This is a genomic window from Bacillus toyonensis BCT-7112, from assembly GCF_000496285.1.
GTDB lineage: Bacteria > Bacillota > Bacilli > Bacillales > Bacillaceae_G > Bacillus_A > Bacillus_A toyonensis.
On the sequence record NC_022781.1, the window covers coordinates 2371136 to 2390391 of the forward strand.

At 36.1% G+C, this 19256-nt stretch carries 18 protein-coding genes and 1 pseudogene; 1 reads left to right on the top strand and 18 read right to left on the bottom strand.

Features of this window, described 5'->3' with window-relative positions:
- Window positions 1-113: 113 nt before the first annotated feature.
- On the bottom strand, window positions 114-512 hold the full coding sequence (locus BTOYO_RS12320; RefSeq protein WP_000731398.1) for a DUF4359 domain-containing protein: 399 nt from the start codon (window positions 510-512) through the stop codon (window positions 114-116).
- Between the two features lie 190 nt (window positions 513-702).
- Between BTOYO_RS12320 and BTOYO_RS12325 the strand changes: the two are divergent.
- Window positions 703-1181, top strand: a pseudogene (locus tag BTOYO_RS12325) (competence protein ComK).
- Between the two features lie 81 nt (window positions 1182-1262).
- On the opposite strand, the gene BTOYO_RS12330 reads toward BTOYO_RS12325, so the two are convergent.
- The 17 genes from BTOYO_RS12330 to tagU all read right to left on the bottom strand — a co-directional run bounded on the left by BTOYO_RS12330 (window position 1263) and on the right by tagU (window position 19172).
- Window positions 1263-1733, bottom strand: coding sequence for a sigma-70 family RNA polymerase sigma factor (locus tag BTOYO_RS12330; protein WP_000801309.1), 471 nt, complete (start codon window positions 1731-1733; stop codon window positions 1263-1265).
- A gap of 219 nt (window positions 1734-1952) precedes the next feature.
- Window positions 1953-2621, bottom strand: coding sequence for a YknW family membrane protein (gene yknW, locus BTOYO_RS12335; protein ID WP_000387953.1), 669 nt, complete (start codon window positions 2619-2621; stop codon window positions 1953-1955).
- 115 nt (window positions 2622-2736) lie between these two features.
- The gene (locus BTOYO_RS12340) at window positions 2737-3936 is read right to left on the bottom strand and encodes an ABC transporter permease (protein ID WP_000054399.1); all 1200 of its coding nucleotides are present in this window, start codon (window positions 3934-3936) and stop codon (window positions 2737-2739) included.
- Complete coding sequence (locus BTOYO_RS12345; protein WP_000631636.1) at window positions 3933-4613, bottom strand: ABC transporter ATP-binding protein; 681 nt, start codon at window positions 4611-4613, stop codon at window positions 3933-3935. Before BTOYO_RS12345 ends, BTOYO_RS12340 begins: the two co-directional genes overlap by 4 nt.
- The gene (locus BTOYO_RS12350) at window positions 4610-5803 is read right to left on the bottom strand and encodes an efflux RND transporter periplasmic adaptor subunit (RefSeq protein ID WP_000937340.1); all 1194 of its coding nucleotides are present in this window, start codon (window positions 5801-5803) and stop codon (window positions 4610-4612) included. Before BTOYO_RS12350 ends, BTOYO_RS12345 begins: the two co-directional genes overlap by 4 nt.
- 240 nt (window positions 5804-6043) lie before the next feature.
- Window positions 6044-7378 carry an MFS transporter gene (gene pgtP, locus BTOYO_RS12355; RefSeq protein ID WP_000477572.1) on the bottom strand — a complete coding sequence of 445 codons (1335 nt, stop codon included), beginning with the start codon at window positions 7376-7378 and terminating at the stop codon, window positions 6044-6046.
- 19 nt (window positions 7379-7397) lie between these two features.
- Window positions 7398-8432: an ABC transporter substrate-binding protein gene (locus tag BTOYO_RS12360; protein ID WP_001225622.1), complete on the bottom strand. Its 1035-nt coding sequence runs from the start codon at window positions 8430-8432 to the stop codon at window positions 7398-7400.
- Window positions 8429-9211 (bottom strand): DUF3919 family protein, encoded by a 783-nt coding sequence (locus tag BTOYO_RS12365; RefSeq protein WP_000826599.1) that lies wholly within the window; start codon window positions 9209-9211, stop codon window positions 8429-8431. Before BTOYO_RS12365 ends, BTOYO_RS12360 begins: the two co-directional genes overlap by 4 nt.
- Window positions 9212-9277: 66 nt before the next feature.
- Complete coding sequence (locus tag BTOYO_RS12370) at window positions 9278-10708, bottom strand: sensor histidine kinase (RefSeq protein WP_000054063.1); 1431 nt, start codon at window positions 10706-10708, stop codon at window positions 9278-9280.
- Window positions 10709-10719: 11 nt separating this feature from the next.
- The gene (locus tag BTOYO_RS12375; protein WP_000699587.1) at window positions 10720-11391 is read right to left on the bottom strand and encodes a response regulator transcription factor; all 672 of its coding nucleotides are present in this window, start codon (window positions 11389-11391) and stop codon (window positions 10720-10722) included.
- Between the two features lie 121 nt (window positions 11392-11512).
- Window positions 11513-12505: a UDP-glucose 4-epimerase GalE gene (galE, locus tag BTOYO_RS12380; RefSeq protein WP_000095045.1), complete on the bottom strand. Its 993-nt coding sequence runs from the start codon at window positions 12503-12505 to the stop codon at window positions 11513-11515.
- A gap of 120 nt (window positions 12506-12625) precedes the next feature.
- On the bottom strand, window positions 12626-13324 hold the full coding sequence (locus tag BTOYO_RS12385) for a sugar phosphate nucleotidyltransferase (protein ID WP_001201614.1): 699 nt from the start codon (window positions 13322-13324) through the stop codon (window positions 12626-12628).
- On the bottom strand, window positions 13321-14295 hold the full coding sequence (locus tag BTOYO_RS12390) for a DMT family transporter (RefSeq protein WP_001080586.1): 975 nt from the start codon (window positions 14293-14295) through the stop codon (window positions 13321-13323). Before BTOYO_RS12390 ends, BTOYO_RS12385 begins: the two co-directional genes overlap by 4 nt.
- On the bottom strand, window positions 14276-16156 hold the full coding sequence (locus BTOYO_RS12395; protein WP_001164447.1) for a phosphocholine cytidylyltransferase/choline kinase family protein: 1881 nt from the start codon (window positions 16154-16156) through the stop codon (window positions 14276-14278). The genes BTOYO_RS12390 and BTOYO_RS12395 overlap by 20 nt, the downstream gene beginning before the upstream one ends.
- Before the next feature lie 178 nt (window positions 16157-16334).
- On the bottom strand, window positions 16335-17057 hold the full coding sequence (locus BTOYO_RS12400; RefSeq protein WP_000505979.1) for a LicD family protein: 723 nt from the start codon (window positions 17055-17057) through the stop codon (window positions 16335-16337).
- Between the two features lie 271 nt (window positions 17058-17328).
- Window positions 17329-18159 carry an SGNH/GDSL hydrolase family protein gene (locus BTOYO_RS12405; protein WP_001034206.1) on the bottom strand — a complete coding sequence of 277 codons (831 nt, stop codon included), beginning with the start codon at window positions 18157-18159 and terminating at the stop codon, window positions 17329-17331.
- A gap of 98 nt (window positions 18160-18257) precedes the next feature.
- Window positions 18258-19172, bottom strand: coding sequence for a polyisoprenyl-teichoic acid--peptidoglycan teichoic acid transferase TagU (tagU, locus tag BTOYO_RS12410; protein ID WP_000727079.1), 915 nt, complete (start codon window positions 19170-19172; stop codon window positions 18258-18260).
- Between the last annotated feature and the right edge of the window lie 84 nt (window positions 19173-19256).

A 19256-nucleotide genomic window follows, 5' to 3' on the forward strand; every position in this document is an offset into this window, starting at 1 on the left:
CGGGCATTTACAGGCAGTAAGGCTCCCAACTAACTTCTTCTCTCCAGCCGAATTTTGAGATAGGAGTCTGACTGCCCACAAACAGCGGAATAAACGAAAAAGACGAATCTGCATTATTTTGCAGATTCGTCTTTTTTCTTCGGCATTTCAATCGGAATAAAAATCTTTGAAAAACCGACGCATACATATTTATAATTTTCTCCACCTAAATCGAAATCAGTCGTATATGTTGAGAAGAAAATATAATCATTTCGCTTTGTATAATGGTCGATTAATAATCCAACTTGTGGCTCAACATACTTTTTCGCCAACTTCTTACCTGCCGATGCTAAATCGCCAAGAAGACCCTCTTCATTTTCTTTTTGAACCTCATCTAGCTTCTTACTTACATCATTACGTTTCATAAACTGCTTCGCTGCCCAATCCGTATATTCTCCTTTACTCGGATTACTATTCGCTAAATAAACTAGGAGAACAACAGCTAGAACTATAATAATATACTTTTTCTTCATGCTATATCACCGCCTATTCTTTTCTATTTTCATATATATGTACAAGCGATGCAAATTAGAAAGACTATCATCTGTTGATTGTAAACGAATAACTAAAATTTACAATATAAAACAGAATATTAATAGTGACTTTACAAAATTTATATATAATTATATTCAGAATAAAAATTACAAGGGAGGCATTATACTAATGAACAATGAAAATGATATTTTTATTTCTAGTTCTACAATGATGTTAGAGCCATGTAAGCACCCCTCTTACCGTACAAAAATTATCGACAGTAGCGGGAAGCACCTTTACTCCCGCCAAACCGCTCTCCAGCTCATACAGAAATCTTGTCTAACAGATGTTTATTCTACTTATCAGGGCAGACGTAATGCAGTCCAAGCAAACTTTAAATTCAAACAAAACGTTCCGATTCCAATTAATCATAAGGAATATATTTGCGCTTTTCCAACAGAATCTCCTGCTTCTCCAAACTGTATTTGGTTGTTCTACAAGCATATCCATACAATAGAGTTTTTCAAAAAACTAAAAAAGCTAAAATTTTTTTCTCAAACGGATTTACCGTAACGATACAAATTAGTTCCCATAAGTTAAGTCAGCAATTATGGAAAGCTGGATATGTTTTATCCCAAATGAACATGCAAGATTCACTACACTCATAAAACCTCATGCCACATTTACTATCTTAAAACAAATAGAATGGAAGGTGATCTTTCTCTTATCTTCCATTCTATTTATTCTCTTTATCCCTTTACACTATCTCGCATTTTCTCAAGTGCCTGCCGGTATATCCACCTCACTTGATAATATGTCATTCCCATTTCACAGGCTATCTCACCCATCTTTTTCCCTACAAAAAATCGTTCCGAAATAATGTGTCTCTCCCTCTTATTTAACACACTCATAAAATCCTGTGCTCTCATTCCCGTTTCTTCAGACTCAAATTGTTCATCGTACTCTCCGACGCACACATACCTCTCCTGCATTACACATTCTTTCTTTAGTCTTTCCAATATATAACCACGTACCGTTATCACCGCATAAGCAGGAAAACTTCCTTTCCCCTCCTCATATCTTTCATACGCATACCAAAGACCAATTAAACCACATTGATAATACTCTTCATGATCTTGATAAATACTTAACTTTTTTATTTGATTTACAATCATTCCCTCATACAAAACAACCGTCTCTGTAAAAGTCGCTGGCTTCACATAGTACCTATTTCTAAAAGGTATACCCCTTTGTTATTCCGCGGTACCTTTACAATATAAAAATAAAGAAGAGACTTCACTGTGAGTAATTTCAAATACTACCGAAGGAATTTGAAATTACACTAGGCAGTATTTGAAACTTTGTTGGTGGTATTTGAAGTAAGGGTAAAAATAAAAAAGGTGACTCTAGAGAGCCACCTTTTTTATTTTATTTTATTATTATTGGAACATGCCTTTTACTGCGCCAAATCCAATAGTTAAGATAAAGAAGACAACCATAAGAATTGTTGCTTTCTTTTTACTTAAATCAGCCGTAATTTGAAGACCTAACCATGTAATAACAAATCCCCAAATTGTGAACACTTCAATGTTATTTGCAATACCTTTTGCAACACCACCACTTGAAGCGAAAATCGGTCCTAAGCCAGTATACATTTCTTGTCCTGATCCGCCTAAAACAAGTGCTAAAACTGTATTAATTAATAAACCAAGTAATGAAATAATGCTTGAATACACACTAATTGTTAATAATTTCTTATAAGAAGTATCATTGCTCATTAACATCATTAATACTTTATACACTGCTGCGCTAATAAAGAAACCTATCGCCATACCAATAGCACCGAATACTGCACCCGTACCAAACGACATTACAGGCGTAACAGTAATACCTAAATCCTTATTAACCTTAATCGCCTCCGGAGTTAAAGAGTAAACATAAGAAGCAAGTCCTCCTATGATCCCCGCTAATAAAACCAGTAACCAAAAAGCACCCCAAACCGCATTACTAGTCTTCATTCTCTCAAACTGCACACCAGGAGAAGTAATCATTCCAAATAATGATGGCTTCTCTCCGCCAACCTTTTGCGTATTCAAATTCGCTTCCATTATAACGCCTCCTTCTATTTATATAACCCGTTCTAACGGGCGGTTCACTTCCTCATTGTAAGAGGCTACGAACCGCCCACTAGAACGGTAATGTGTAGTTCTACTACACTATTAATTACTCATAACGTAATGCTTCAATTGGATCTAATTTCGCAGCTTTGTTTGCTGGAATTAATCCAAAAACAATACCAAGTGTCATAGAGAATAGCACTCCTCCAACGACAACTTCCCATGAAACGAGCGGTGGCCACTTCGCAAATGTGGAAACGATATATGCCCCGCCATATCCAAGACCAATTCCGATTAAACCACCTAGAAGCGTTAACATAACTGCTTCAATTAAAAACTGTAATAAAATTTTACTACGCGTCGCTCCAAGTGCTTTACGTACTCCAATTTCGCGCGTACGTTCTGTTACAGATACGAGCATAATGTTCATAACACCAATACCACCAACGACTAGTGAAATACCAGCGATACCGCCGATGATCATCGTCATAATGCCGGTCATCTTTGAAATACCTTCTTGAAGTTCTTTTAAATTCATAACTTCGTATTTACCAGTTGCATCACTCGGTTTACGACTGTTTAAGACATCTGCAGCTTTTTTACCTGCTTTTTCTAAGTTATCTACATTTTTTGCTTGAACAGAAATATTTTGAATTTCATCTTTTCCATACAGTGTCGGCCATAATGAAATTGGAATTAATGCTTCTGATGGTCCCATTCCCATAAACTCGTTATCTGATTTGTAGACACCAATAATTTGCATCGGTTGACCCTTCATTTCAATAATTTTACCGACTGGATTGGCATCCTTAAATACCTTTTCCTCCATTTGTTTACTAATCATGACAACGTTATTACCTTGATCCACATCTGATTCTTGTAAAGAACGTCCCTTTAACAACTTTACTTTATTTACTGAAAAATACTCACTGTCTAATCCAGTAATACTCACCATTTCTACTTTATCTTCAATATCAAGTGGTTCCATACTTGAATTTGTTGTTACAACATGTGAGATTTCTGGGATTTTTTTAATTTCAAAAATATCTTCTTCAGTTATTTTCGGTGCTTCTACCATCCCCATACCGAAAGGATCATTCATATCAGCACTATAATGAATCGGAACCGTTTGATTACCTGATCCAACAAATTGAGATTTCAATGCAGCTTCCCCACCTTGCCCAATCGCAACGACGGTAATAATAGAGCCTACACCGATAATAATCCCAAGCATCGTCAAAGCCGAGCGTAGTTTATGAGCTAAAATAGACGATAAGGCAATTTTCATACTATCTAGTAAACTCATACTGCACACCTTCTATCTTCTGTAACTTTCCCGTCTCGCAGTACAATGCGGCGAGACGAATAAGCCGCTACTTCCTCTTCATGCGTAACCATAACAATTGTCGTACCTTCTGCATTAAGCTTCGTAAAAATATCCATAACTTGCTCACCAGACTTCGTATCTAGCGCACCAGTCGGCTCATCGGCCATAATGAACGTTGGGTTATTCGCAATTGCCCTTGCAATCGCTACACGTTGCTTCTGTCCACCTGATAATTCATTCGGTAAATGATGTACGCGGTCTGCTAATCCAACTTTACCTAACGCCTCTAAGGCACGCTTACGACGTTCTGCTTTCTTCACGCCACCGTATACGAGCGGAAGTTCAACATTTTCCACTGCAGAGAGACGCGGCAGTAAATTAAAATGCTGGAATACAAAGCCGATATATTCATTACGAATTAAAGCGAGCTTTGACTCGTCTGCTGTTAAGATATTCACATCATTCAGCATATATTCGCCTTCTGTTGGACGATCTAAACAACCGATAATATTCATAAGCGTGGATTTACCAGAACCAGACGGCCCCATAATAGAAACAAACTCACCACTTTGAATCGTTAAACTAATACCATGTAAAATCGGCACTGCCAATTTCCCTTGATAATAAGTTTTAGAAATATTATTTAACGTAATCATTTCTCTTTCACTTCCATTCCGTCATACACGTTGTCGGAAGGATTTTTAACCACCTTTTGCCCCACTGTTACGCCTTCAACAACCTCTGTCCAGTCTCCATCAGTAGAACCTTTTTTCACATTTTGTTTACGAAGTTTTCCTTTGTCTTCAATATAAACAAATGCATCTTCGCCTTTTTCTACAATGCTCTTACTTGGAACAGCAATCATCGTCTTATTCTCTAAGTTTACTTGTAATGAAACATGGTAACCTGGAGATAAACCGTCTTGGCTATCAAGACTTGCTTTATATGTATATTGGGACATATTTTGAGTTGCTTCACCTACACCACCAGCTTGACCCATCTCTGCACTCGTTGGGAATTCACTTACCTCTGTAATCTTACCTGTCCACTTCTTCTTATTATTTGCTTTCGCAGTTACAGTGAATGTTTGATCCTTTTGGATTTGTGACTTCTGAAGCTCTGTTAAAGTCCCTTGAACTTGGAACGGGTCTTTAGAAGCAACTTGTAAAAATGCCTTCCCTTGTCCACCTAACGCTTGAGATGAACTTTGCGCCGCATCTTTATCTAACTTTTGAACAACACCAGCAAAATTACTATAAATCGTAAGCTCTTTCTGCTTTTTATTTAACTCTTCTTTCTGTAACTTCCCTTTCTCTTTCTCAAGGTCAGTTGTTTTTTGCGCTATTTCTAACTCACTTACTTGCTCTTCCATAGGATCTGTTACTTCTTTCCCAGCTCCGCTATCTTTCACCTTCTTAATTTCTTTCTTGAGCGAATCAATCTTCTTTTTCCCTTGATCATAACGCATATCTGCCATCTTCTGATCAAGCTCAGCTTGCTTCATTTGAAGATTAATCTCTTCATTATCATAAGAGAATAATTTCGTACCTTTCTCTACCTCTTGTCCCTCTTTTACCTCAATATCTTTCACTTTTCCTTTGGCCGGATCCGCATAGAAACTTTCAATATTCCCAGGCTTCACCTGACCAGAAACTAACTTCGTATTATTCAGCTTACGCTCTGTCACTTTCTCGAAACTTACAGCATCAGCCGTTGTTGATGCGCCCTTCTTCTTACCTTGCATAATAAAAATATTAACTGCTGCTACAATAACAATTAGTGCAATAACTCCGATAATAATCCATTTTTTCTTCTTATTTGGAGTACGAACCGTATTTGGTAACATATTCTCTCTCCCTTTATAACTTAATAGTTTAATATAAAAAAATTGTATAAAACTTTCTGAAAATACATTACATATTATTACATTATTTTTACAAAGTTTTACACATCCATTTATATTGTAACAAAAATTCCAATGATTAGAAATATGACATCTTGTCTTTTAAGATAGATTTAAGGAAATATTATATTATATAGAAAAAGCTATCCAATATAAAAATTGAATAGCTTTTCAAACAAAATATTACGCCGCTTTAGGATCTTTTCTCTCATGTCCACGTTGAACGATGAACAAGAAGACTGTTGATAAAATCGCACCTGTTAATAGTAAGATAAAGCAACCATCCCAGCCAGAACGATCAACAATAACACCAATTGCTGCGTTTGCTACAAGACTTCCACCCACATAACCGAACAGACCACACATACCAACTGTCGTACCTACCGCAAATTTCGGTACTAATTCCATTGCACTTAAACCGATTAAGAACTGTGGTACGTAAATTAAACATCCGATAATAGAAACTGCAATACTTACAACAAGTACGCTAGTTGCTTGCCAATATACAAACGTACCAATAACAACTCCAACCATACTAATAATACACAATGGCATACGTTTCCCTTTAAATAATTTATCACTTAAAAGACCAACGATTAATGAACTTGGAATTGCCATACCTTCAAAGATTGCGTATGCTGCATGTGCTTCATTTTTTGAAAAACCTTTAACTGTCGTTAAATAAAGTGGAACCCAGTTAATAACACCGAAACGAATTAAATAAACAAATGCATTCGCAATACATAAGAACCATACAAATTTATTTTTTACTACATATTTCATTAAAATCTCTTTTGGTGACATCTTGTTAGCATTATCTGCTTTTTCAAGATTTTCATAGTCATTACGATACTCATCAATTGGAGGAAGACCTTCAGACTCTGGTGTATCCTTCGCATTGATCCAAACAAGAACTGAAATTACCATTGCGATAATCGCTGGGAAAATAAATACGCCGCCTTGCCAATGACTTTCACCGAAAATACCTACACCAATTCCGACAAGTGGTGGCACAAGCATTCCGCCAACGTTATGTGAAATATTCCAAATACCTGTTTTCGTACCGCGTTCTTTCTTTGAGAACCATTTCGTCATAACGATACTACAAGGTGGTGCTCCCATACCTTGTACAATACCGTTCAGGACAAGTAATGTAACAATCATTCCAAATGAAGATGCAAACCCGAAACAAATATTTACAAGCCCTGATAAGAATAATCCGACTGCGATAAAGCGCTGGGCAAAAGCTTTATCTGATAAATTCCCCATAAAGAACTTACTAAATCCATAAACAATCGCCATTACTGAACCTAGTAGTCCAATTTCAGCTGTACTAAAACCATATTCTTGTACTAAATACGTACTTGATAACGTAAAATTACTGCGCACTAAATAATAAGCAGCATATCCAACAGAGATTCCGATTAGCACACGAATACGTAGTAACGTATATACTTTCGCGATCATATCCGCTGGTAATCTCTCAATTGCAGGTGCTGGCTTAAGCCATTTAAACATATACACTCGTCTCCTTTTCTCACTTTTGAGAGAGACGCTGTCTATTCCATATCTCGATTATTCCACTATTTGATATATTTTGGTTCGTCCTTCTAACCGGCTGTCCTTCTATTTCTTTCTCATTCTTCGCAAACATCGTTGGTACGCCAAACGAAACTTTTTCTAAAATGTGACCCGCTTCTTCTGATAAACAATAATCAATAAATAAATCCGCAATAATACCACTCGGTGCACGTTTTAGTTTCGAAATCGCATTGACAGACAAACCTGTTTGCTCAGGTTCGTTACTTAAAATAGGAAAGCCTCGTTTTTGAAGCATTCTCTGATCTCCCATAAAATTGATGCCTATCATATATTCACCACTTGCCACAAGTTCTGCTGGTATGTAACCATTCACCGTTACTTCTCCAACCTGTCCTGCAAGATGCTTCACATACGCCTTCGCTTCCTCTTCACCTAAAGTATCAATAAGTGATTGAAAAAACGTATATGCAGTACCCGAAACATTTGGATCTGGCATAACAATCTTTCCTGTGTACGCAGAGTTTAATAAATCTTGCCACCTGGATGGATACGGTAGGCCAAGCGGTGCTATTTCTTCGTTCCACCGCTCTTTATTAATTGCGATTGCCAATTTCTCTACTTCGTAACCGTACCAATAACCATCTTTATCTTTAACAGTTTTTGAAATACGATTCGCATGCTGGCTCGTCACAGGAATAGACAGATCTTTTTGCTTCATCATTTGATGTGCATCTACTGTACCGCCAATAATAATATCCGCTTTCGGATTTCCAGATTCTTCTTCCACTCTTCGAAGAAGTTCTTCTGTCGAAAGACGAATAAATTCATACGTACATCCACGCGGTTTACAAAATGATGAAAGCAATGCCTCACCAACTTCCTCACGGGCCGCTACATATGCAACAAGATGACGATCATCCAAAATAGGGAGACCACTTTTATTATATTTAATAGAGGTTGTATCTCGAGAGCAACTAGACATCGCTCCTCCAATTACTAGCAAAAAGAAGAAAAAGGCTATCTTTCTCATGACGCATTCTCCTTTACGAATAACTCTGCTAGAGAGCCTTTCATATACATGACATTCCCGTTATTATCACCGAGGTATTGCACAACAAAGTACGATGGATACACAGAAATCGTAAGAATATCTTCACGCTCATTCTTTACATGCTTACCTGATTTATAAGCTGTAATATAAGCAATCGGTTCATTCTGTGATTGTAATAATTTCTGAATTTCTCCGTAATCTGTAATTTGTTTTGCGTACCGAATAGAATCAAGCATGTGCGTAAGATTGATAGTACGTACTACATTCCCTTGACGTACTATGACATCCTTTGCTGAAGCGAAGAAATCACTAATACGCTCTGGCGTGTAATACAGGCTTAACAAATACGTTTGAAATGCCGAGATCATCGGATCAGTGCCCTTCTTCCCGTATACGTTCGCCTCATACTGGAACAAGTCACCTACTGCAAAAGTACGCTTATGTCCATTCAAGTACGTTACTTCTCCAGTAAATACTTGTTCTTGTCTCTCTGCCTCTCTCGGCTCTATTCGAATTCGGTCAAAGAATGAAACAATTGTATGTAAACGAACTTCATCCGTTACAACAATTTCTCCCCACTTTTCATGTCTTACTTTCACTTCAATTGGAAGAGATTCGTTCACTCTTTGTAAAACGGCTTGTTTGTCATTCACAATTGTGATTCGATTATATGTTTGTTTCTCCACAACATAAAACAAAACAAGAGAAACAATGATACAAAAGACAAACATAAGAATTTGAAATGATAGCCTTTTCATTTCTGCCTACCTCCAAGATAAAAAAACGTTGTTTCGAAAATACCGCATAATTGTTTCATAAATGTATCATTTAACCGCTTTCAAGTTTTTTATGTCTTCCATTCGTCTTGGAAGCAAAAATGTAATAAATATCGTAGTACCAATCTCTTCACTGCTCTCAATTCGCACACTTCCGCCTTGCTTATTCATAATCTCCTGACAAATATACAAACCATAGCCGTTCCCATAACTAGAAGGAAGCATTTTCCCTCCTGGAGACCCATTCCACTCGGCAAGTACATCCTCATCTATACCGATACCATCATCATGAACAAAAACCTTCGCCTCATGCTCACTTACAATTACATTCATGCGAATTTGCGTAGCATCACTATATTTAATTGCATTATCAAGTACATTTAAAAAGATTTGCTTCGTCTTATCAAAATCCGCAACGACATGTACATCCGTTAACTCATTTATCACTTCAATCTCAAATTGCTGCAGACGAGGTTTCACAATTGAAACTGCTTCTTCTGCTAATTCTTTTATATTCACAACTGTAGGTGACACTTCAAACGTACTCGTCCCGTACTTTGAAGACTTAAGTAATTCCTCTACAAGTGATAATAGACGCTCACTTTCTACAGCTACATACCGGAGACTCTCTTGCACATCTTCCTTCGAGTGTAACTTCGGAATTAAATCAACATAACCGATAATTGCCGTAAGTGGTGTCTTCAACTCATGCGTAATACGGTCCAAGAAATCTTTCTGTTTCTCTTTTTCTTCCTTCAATTGCTTAATATGCAGTTCAATTCCATCAGCCATCGCATTAAAGGATGCTGAAAGCTGTGCAATTTCCACATACTCATTTAGCTCAATCTTACTTTCATAATCGCCATTCGCAAGCCGCTTTGCCATTTGTCTCAACTGATCAATTGGCCTATGAAGAGACCTAGCTAAACGAACCGCAAAGAAAATACCTGCAGCCACTAAACAAAGAGATGTCATTAAAAAAGTCCAGCTCACATTTGTTAAAACTTCCTTCTCACCCGTTAACTCATCTATAAAACGAATACTCCCAATGACATCGTTTCCATAATAAACCGGGCTTGAAAACAAAATAATGGGTGCTGGCTCTCCTTCCGCAAAAACATAAGCTTTCTTACCCTTCAAAGAACTCTCAATATCAATATTTCGATGAAGTAACGCTCCTTTTTGTGTATCTGCAACAACATCTCCATTCTTTCCTATCATCTGTACACGGACATCCATCCGCTTCGCTAAGTACGAAGCAATTAAAAGCGAATTCGGACCTAACGTCTCGATTTCTGCTTCTTTCTCTAAATAATTCATCGTATAAATTTGTGCCTCTACACTTAACTTCTCAAGAGAATCTGCTGCATTATGATACATATTCTTCTCTAGTGAAATATAAACAACCGTATACAAAAGAAAAAGAATTGGAATCAACAATCCAACTATTCCAAATACCATATTCCGTTTTAACGACATATCATCACCACTTAACAATCCAGCTTATAGCCCACGCCATAAATTGTTTTAATATATTCTCCGCTCGTACCAAGCTTCTTACGTAATCTTTGCACCATAATATCAACCGCTCTCGTATTTCCGATATACTCAAAGCCCCACACTTTCTCGAGTAACTCATCTCTCATAAATACACGCTGTGGATTTGAAACAAACAGCTGACATAAATTAAATTCTCGGTACGTTAACTGAATCTCTTGTCCACTAACATGTAATTTTCTTTCCTTAGGACAAATTATTAACTCTCCAGCTCGAATTACTTCGTGGCTTGTAATGACCTCCTCCTTCTTCACACGCCGACTCATATTCTTCACACGAAGAATGAGCTCCGCATAATTGAAAGGCTTCGTTACATAATCATCCGCACCGAGCTGCAAGCCGAGCAATTTATCATTCATCTGACTCTTTGCAGTTAACATGAGTACTGGAATATCCCTATCCTTCTCACGGAACAAGCGAAGTAACTCATACCCATCTGTATCTGGAAGCATAACATCCAAAATCAATACATCCGGCCCTTCCTTCCACTTCTCTAGCGCTTCTCTACCATCAGCCGCTACTAATACTTCATATCCTTCCATCTCTAACTGCATTCGAATCAAATTACGAATACTCGATTCATCATCAACTACAAGTATTTTCATCCTTATCCTCCTTCCATCCTGTATTATAGTACAGTTTAGTATAGCAAAAATCATACAAAAAAAGAGAGGATATTGTCGAACATATGTTGAACGACAATACCCTCTCTTTCACTTATTATATTTACTTAGCATATCCATTCGGTTGTTTTTGATGCCAATTCCAAGCATGCTCAATGATTGTTTTCACATTTACATACTTAGGATCCCATCCTAACTTCTCTTTTGCCTTCTGAGAAGAAGCAACTAAACGTGCTGGATCTCCCGCACGACGCGGTGCTACCTCAGCAGGAATTTCATGATTTGTAACTTCACGAACTGCATCAACGATTTCTTTTACACTGAAACCATTACCGTTTCCTAAGTTATAGAAATCACTTTCTCCGCCGTTTTGTAGGTCTTTAAGTCCTAAGAAATGAGCTGCTACTAAATCTTCAACATGAATATAATCACGAATACAAGTACCATCTGGTGTATTATAATCTTCACCAAACATCATAATCTTCTCACGTTGACCTAACGCTACTTGCAATACAAGAGGAATTAAATGTGTCTCTGGACGATGATCTTCCCCAATAATACCATTTGGAGTTGCACCAGCTACGTTAAAGTATCTGAAGACCTTATATTTTAAGTTTGACGCTTGGCTATACCAATGAAGCATTTTTTCAATTGCTAATTTTGTCTCGCCATACGTATTCGTTGGATTTGTTACAGTTTCCTCAGTAATAAGATCCACATCTACTTCGCCATAAGTCGCCGCAGTAGAAGAGAAAATGAACTTATCTACTTTAAACTCGTCCATTACTTCTAATAAGCAAAGTGCGCCATACACGTTGTTGTTATAATATTGAAGAGGTTTCTCCATACTAACACCAACTAAAGAATCAGCCGCGAAATGCATAACCGCGTCAATATTTTCTTGTGTAAAGACGTCTCTTAAGAAACTTTTATCACGAAGGTCTCCGTTATAAAACTTTGCGCCTTCTGTAATGGCATCTTCATGACCTGTTTGTAAGTTATCCACTACTACTACAGATAAACCTTCATCTACTAATTTTTTCACAGCGTGTGAACCGATGTAGCCAGCTCCGCCACAAACCAAAATTGAACTCATGTTATTCCTCCTACTATACTCAATACAACAAATATATAGTTTCTCTCATACATTTTATGCTTACCTATATTTTACCATAAACATTCATTTAAAATAATATAATGTGAACCGTAACGACAACTAACTTCTTAAAGCGGCAAGCTTCTCTTCAACCTTCTCTAAATCCTCGACAGAATCTATTTCAAAGCTGGCATTGCTATCAATTTCATATAAATGAACATTCAGATGACCAATATTATCTTTCACAATATTATCCCAATACAGCTCACTAAAGTCTTCTTGCTCCACTGCTTTTTCTAACTCTTTTACGATATAATCCGCATCGTCCTTACACCAATAGGAAAGGCCACATAAAATGTAATCATCATGACCGTCACCAATTTCAATATCGTACACTTTCTTGCTCTCATCGTGCTTAATAATCCATTCATTGCGGAAGTCTTCTTTTCTTGCACTAAAGTATAAAGATGACTCTGGTTTTTCAATAAATATATTACGATGTAAATACACATCAGCATCTACCACATACGCATCTGCCAAATATTCACGCACTACATACATCGTATAAATATTGTTATACACATTATATTTATCGTTATATACAAGACGTATATTTTCATATTTATCAACAAGATAATTGAATTTTTCCGATAAATATCCAGTAACAACAATAATTTCATCTATACCAATCTCTTGTAAATATTCAATTTGTCGTTCTAGCATCGGTTTCCCGTTTACCTCTACTAATGACTTTGGTTTCGTTAATGTTAATGGGCGCAAGCGTGTCCCCATACCAGCTGCTAATAAAATCGCTCTCATGCTACCTCTCCTCTATATTTCTTTCTCTTAATAAATTCATTTGCATCCGCGACTGTTAAAACAGCCCCTACAATAATGAATAAACAACAAATAATTAATTTCCAAGAAAATGGTGTTCCCATTACTAATATAGAAATCCAAATCGCCCAAGCTGAATATGTAATATTCAGCCCCATAGCTTTCGTTGGGCCCAGTTCATGGATTGCTTTATAGTAAAAAATGTACGAAGCTGTCCCAATTAACGCCACAAATATAATTAAGATAAATTCACTACTTACCATAACTTCTTTCGTTAAAAAATGCCCGCCTAATGTCGGTAAAATGATTAATCCATATGTTACAGACGATACAAGTTGGCGAATTTGCAACGCCTCTTCTGGTGAAACTTCCCCATCCTTCATACCGTAGGCACAAATAACACATTCTAATCCCCAACCTATAATACAAATCAAAACAAAAATAAAACCTAACATATAATTTTGTGTTGCAAATCCATCACCGGTAAAGCCAAGAATAATAATACTACTAATGCTTATTACAAGTCCTAACCAATTCCAAGAGCGTAAACGTTCTTTTAAAAACATAAATGCAAAAAATGCTCCAACGGCTGGATATATGGCTGAAATTGCTGCCGTATACGAAGCCCCTATATACTTTACGGCTAATACATAAAACGTCATCCCTAAAGGTCCGCCCATTAAAGCACCTAACATTACGAAACGACCACTTCTTGTTTTTAATTTAGAAAGTGCTGTTCGTAATTGACCTTTAAGTCCCATATAGACCATCATCCACAATGTCGACATAAAATCATGTAAAAATGTGCTAACAAGCGGCGCAAGGAATATAACTTGCTCCGTTTCCAACATAACTGTCGAGGATAATATAATCCCAATTAAAACCGTATCTATAGCCCAAGCAAATCCGGAGAACACACCATAAAAAATCCCTCTACTTTGCTTTCGATTCATACTGGTATCCTCCATAGTACTCTAAAAATAACTGTAAATTTTCTTTTGCCCGCGTATAACGATCCATTCCATATGTTCCGAAATCACTACCCGCTGCTTCTTTAATCTTTGTCCAAATACTCCATAAAAAGTCTTGGAAAATTTTATTTAATAAGATTCTTTGTCGATGCATTTCTTCTACTTTTCCATTAAAATAGTAATCTAAAAATAACTCTTCATCTTCAGCTGAGAATTCACACTCTAAACTATGCGCTGCAATATCCCACATAGGATCATTCAAGCCGCCATACTCCCAGTCGATTAAATACATCTTGTTTTCTCCGTTTTTCACAAAGTTTTCAGCAACAGTATCATTATGGCAAGGTGTTAACTGAACATCCATTTTCTCATACATTGCTTTTAATCGCATAACTTGCTTCTTTACCTTTTTATAATCAGCAAAGTTTGAACCATTTGATTTACTTAATAAACCTTCATAATGCTCAATTTTCTCAAATACATTAAACGTATTACTCATCGCTGCACTTGATTCATGTAATTCCTTCAAAATAGCTGCCGTTAACTGCATGTTATCACTACGTCGCGCCGTTTTCGGATTCAATGTTTCTGCATTTGAAATAAGCTCTGCTAACTTAACACCTGTTTCTTCATTAAAGTATAGAAGCTCAGCGTCAATTCCTAGCTCACTTGCCAAATTAGAATTCACCATTTCATCATGACGACTAATCATTTCTTCCGTACCGCTTCCTGGAATACGAAGTACATATTCTGAATCCCCGACACTTACCTTGAAATTCGTATTTGTCATACCACCAAATGGTTGAATATTTGTAATAGCATCTTCTGGAATATTTAAAGCCTCCATAACGTGGCCTTTAATTTGTTTTTCTTTAAACTCTGCTTCTTTTCTCAATAAACGAGGGTAAATTTTATTCCTCACAACTTCATATTGCTGTTTTGTATCAATTTCTGCCCACACAATATTTTGTAATTTGATATGCCCAATATCATATGTTCTTGCAACATCAAGAAGTAAATATTCATAATTCACATACGGATTTTGATTATGATTAAACAACTCCAACATATTAAGAAAAACATCATAAGAAAGTTTTGAAATTCCAATCATCTCGCCATCAATACGATTTAATTGATGAACATCTTTCGAGATTTTATACAAATTCCCGTTTTGAATCTCTACAAATGCCTCATCACCAGAACCACTTTCATTCGTAATCAATACACAGTCCCGTTCCGGATATTGTAGCAATTGAGAAATCGCATCTTCTTCTATTAAAATATCATCTTCAATTAATAGAAAATCATCTGTAATTAAACTTTGAACACTTGAAAGTGAAGCCATAGAGCCTGTCCATTTATATTTCGGATTTTCTACAAAGTATACTCCTTGCTCTTTATTCCAAGAAGCAAATTTTTCTTTTTTATATCCAGAAACAATAACAACTTTTTCAATTCCGTTATTGTGTAATATCTCTAAATTTCGATTTAAAAGTATTTTATCACCAATGGATAATAACCCAGATGGTTTACCTAATTCCTTACGATTTCCTGCCGCAAGAATAACAGCTTGCTTAACTTTTTTATACTCTCGCTGATGAATACGAATCTTTTTTTTCTGCATTGTAGCTAACTCGCTCTGCAAAAATTTAAGACCCTGTTCTTTCACATAATAGCTTATATGTTTTCCATTTTTTTCACTAACAACATAATTTTTTTTCGTCAAATCATTTATAATATAATTCACTTTTCCGGTAGATATCCCACTACGTTCTGCAATTTTCTTCTGACTTAAATGTGGTTCTTTATTAATAATTTCTAATATATCAAGCATATGTTGCATATGTGGTCCCCCATAACATCGATAATACATTCAAAATTTGAACGCAACATTAATATTATCACTAATAAGGCGGAATGTAAATTTGTTGTAAATTTTTAGTAAATACAGCTTTACATTTCTCCTATCATCTAAAATAAAAAGAAGTGCCCCTGCTTATTTTGCACAGGGGCACTTCTTTTTATTTATAAATAGCCTCAACGTTATTGGCTGAAACAACCTTAATATTACTAGCAGAATTTGCAAAATCCCAATTCTCATCCTTAATCATATAATTAGGACCATAGTTTTCAATAAGGTACTCTTCAACATTTGAAGGAACAGGGAATTCTTCGCCCTTGAATGGCATTAATTTCGTTCCTAACAATGTAGAACTTGCTGTTTTCGTTTTCCACCCTGTAAGGATCTTGTCAGTTCCTCTTTCCTGCGTCGACATCTCATCCGTTCCTTCAAAGAAGTAACACCATACTTTATTAGGATCTTCCGAAAAATAATAGAAAAGATCGATATGAGTTCCTTTATAAGTGAAAGTTTGCTCTACAACATGACCATCAACTGTGAACTCCCTAAACGTCTTAACACCTTTATCATTTAACGTTTTCTCTAGTGCTCTTTTCTTCTCTTCACTTATATTAAAAGTACCAATATCCATATCTAAATCATGGCTTATGAAATCTTTTTCTCGCACAGCGCCAAGTAACGTGCCATAATCTAACCAAAATTCTTGATCATGCTCTTTAAAAGCTTCTTGCACTAATAGTAAACACTCTACTCCATATTGTTTAATATTGTTTCGTACTAATTGCAATTGCTTATTCGCACGATATTCTAAAGGCTTTTTTAACAATGTACGAACTAGCTTATTTCCTTCAATAAATTTTCTAATTTCTTGTTTAAATCCCATATGAAAATCCTCGCAATAACATCTATTTAAGGTAATATAACGGAATAAAATCACTCACATATCTCCGTTATTTTCTCCGTTTCCTACACCATCATACTATTTGACACCAAATTTTTCAAAGGGAAAGTCAGATTTTTGGAGTGATCGTGTTGTATAAATGAAAGCAAATTACTTATGCTATAACAAATAACCACCAAACTTGAACAGTAACTTACCACATATTATAAATAAAAGGCATACGATTTCTCGTATACCTTTTGTGTATCTTTCATTACTTAGCCACGAAATAATCCGTTACATATTGTGCCCAAACTTCATGTCCTTTAGCACTTGGGAAACCAAACTCTTCTTGTAGGTACGGTAAAATTGCCTTTGTTGCTGCATCAGGCCATGCTCCCCAATGATCAACATATGTATAACCATTTTGCGTCGCAAATTGCTTTAATGCCTCAATTGCTTTCGGATAATTCTTCGCACCATACACTGGGTTTGATGGTTGAATCATAATTGTAGCGCCTTTTGCACTAGTAGAAAGTGCTTGAACAAACTTCTGTGTACTCGCAACAGAGTTCCCATTACCAGTTTTACCGTTATCAGTAATAAATGGTGGCTCAAATAAAATCACATCTGGCTTGTCTTTCGCAATCTCTTTATCACGCTTATTCGCGATTAACTCTTCTGTGCTTTCACCCTTATATTCCTTTACTGTCACATTCCATAAACCTTTACCGTAAGCAGTTTCTAAATTAGCTGTTAACTTAGCTGCCCAAGCATCTTTTTCAGATGAAGAAGCCTCATCACCAACAATAACAAGATTCACTGCCTTTTTCTCTTTAGCAGCTTTCTTCAACTTTTCTTTCACTTCATCTGGCAAATTCTTCGCATATGCTTCATTAAAAGATGACTTCGCATCTTGCTTTTTCTCTGCTTTTTTCTCTTCTTTCTTCGCTCCGCTATCTTTCACTTCAGCCTTTGTCTTCGTTACTTCACTCGTCTGTCCCGTTGCATTTGCAACTTTCTTATTCCAGTACAATTTACCGCTCACAATCGAAGCAATAAACAATACAAAAACAACAAGAACAAGTACTGCTTTCTTATTCATCGATTCACCTCATCTATTAATCTCACAACATATAATATTAATATAAATCCATGCAAAAATAAACCCAACTCCTTCCAAAGGAGTTGGGTTATTACATATTACTTAGTCACTTCAAGATGCGCTCTTAACTTATTCGTTATATCTTGTTTCGCTGCATCTGGAACATAGTAATACCAAATGCCATCAGCGGCTTTGTGACCGTCACCTGGGATTTGAATCTCTTCACTATTCTGCATGCAATCTTTATAGTTCTTTTGAATATCAAACATTTGATCTTGCGTTAAACTTGTTTTTACGTTTTTCTCAATTGCTTTTAATACGTCACCGTAACTTGCTAGAGAAGAAACTGTAGCGCCTTGTTTAATTACCCCTTGGATTACTTGACGTTGACGCATCTGACGTCCGAAATCACCACGTGGGTCAAGTTTTCTCATCCTAGAATAATGTAATGCCTTTCTACCATCTAAATGAATATTTCCTTTTTCAAAATGAATTCCTTCATATGTGAAATCTAAATCATTATTTACATCTACGCCACCAACAGCATCTACAATATCTTTAAATCCATCCATGTTTACTTCAATATAATGATCAACTGGCACATTAAGAAAATTCTCTACTGTTTTGACAGCCATATCAATCCCGCCAAATGCGTAAGCATGGTTAATTTTGTCCTTTGTACCTTTCCCAACAATTTCTGTATAAGAATCACGCGGAATACTAATAATTTTCATAGATTTTGTCTTGGGATTTAATGTGAATAGCATTAACGAATCTGATCTTCCCTGATCTTCACCACGTTGGTCCACACCCATCATTAAAATAGATATTGGCTTCTTATCCGAAATATCTACTTTTTGTTCCCGTTTTTCAGATTTCTCGCGATTTAATGGTTTATGGACAGCATCTAATGTATTAGATACATTAGAATAAACAGTATATGCATATACTCCACCACCAACAACAATAATTCCAATAATACCCAGAACCCAGAATAAAATTTTCTTTTTCATCTTTTTAACCTTCTTTCGAAAATCGAAATCTTTTCTCAAAAAACATAGTTACAATTATAACTTAAATACATACTAAATATCTAA

Bases quoted from the DNA above. Each gene is read 5' to 3' on its own strand.
- BTOYO_RS12340 (WP_000054399.1), bottom strand. From the start codon at position 3,936: ATGAGTTTACTAGATAGTATGAAAATTGCCTTATCGTCTATTTTAGCT.
- BTOYO_RS12385 (WP_001201614.1), bottom strand. From the start codon at position 13,324: ATGAGAGCGATTTTATTAGCAGCTGGTATGGGGACACGCTTGCGCCCA.
- BTOYO_RS12360 (WP_001225622.1), bottom strand. From the start codon at position 8,432: ATGAGAAAGATAGCCTTTTTCTTCTTTTTGCTAGTAATTGGAGGAGCG.
- BTOYO_RS12375 (WP_000699587.1), bottom strand. From the start codon at position 11,391: ATGAAAATACTTGTAGTTGATGATGAATCGAGTATTCGTAATTTGATT.
- BTOYO_RS12320 (WP_000731398.1), bottom strand. From the start codon at position 512: ATGAAGAAAAAGTATATTATTATAGTTCTAGCTGTTGTTCTCCTAGTT.
- BTOYO_RS12345 (WP_000631636.1), bottom strand. From the start codon at position 4,613: ATGATTACGTTAAATAATATTTCTAAAACTTATTATCAAGGGAAATTG.
- yknW (WP_000387953.1), bottom strand. From the start codon at position 2,621: ATGGAAGCGAATTTGAATACGCAAAAGGTTGGCGGAGAGAAGCCATCA.
- tagU (WP_000727079.1), bottom strand. From the start codon at position 19,172: ATGAAAAAGAAAATTTTATTCTGGGTTCTGGGTATTATTGGAATTATT.
- BTOYO_RS12405 (WP_001034206.1), bottom strand. From the start codon at position 18,159: ATGAATAAGAAAGCAGTACTTGTTCTTGTTGTTTTTGTATTGTTTATT.
- galE (WP_000095045.1), bottom strand. From the start codon at position 12,505: ATGAGTTCAATTTTGGTTTGTGGCGGAGCTGGCTACATCGGTTCACAC.
- BTOYO_RS12395 (WP_001164447.1), bottom strand. From the start codon at position 16,156: ATGCAACATATGCTTGATATATTAGAAATTATTAATAAAGAACCACAT.
- BTOYO_RS12400 (WP_000505979.1), bottom strand. From the start codon at position 17,057: ATGGGATTTAAACAAGAAATTAGAAAATTTATTGAAGGAAATAAGCTA.
- BTOYO_RS12390 (WP_001080586.1), bottom strand. From the start codon at position 14,295: ATGAATCGAAAGCAAAGTAGAGGGATTTTTTATGGTGTGTTCTCCGGA.
- BTOYO_RS12370 (WP_000054063.1), bottom strand. From the start codon at position 10,708: ATGTCGTTAAAACGGAATATGGTATTTGGAATAGTTGGATTGTTGATT.
- BTOYO_RS12365 (WP_000826599.1), bottom strand. From the start codon at position 9,211: ATGAAAAGGCTATCATTTCAAATTCTTATGTTTGTCTTTTGTATCATT.
- BTOYO_RS12350 (WP_000937340.1), bottom strand. From the start codon at position 5,803: ATGTTACCAAATACGGTTCGTACTCCAAATAAGAAGAAAAAATGGATT.
- pgtP (WP_000477572.1), bottom strand. From the start codon at position 7,378: ATGTTTAAATGGCTTAAGCCAGCACCTGCAATTGAGAGATTACCAGCG.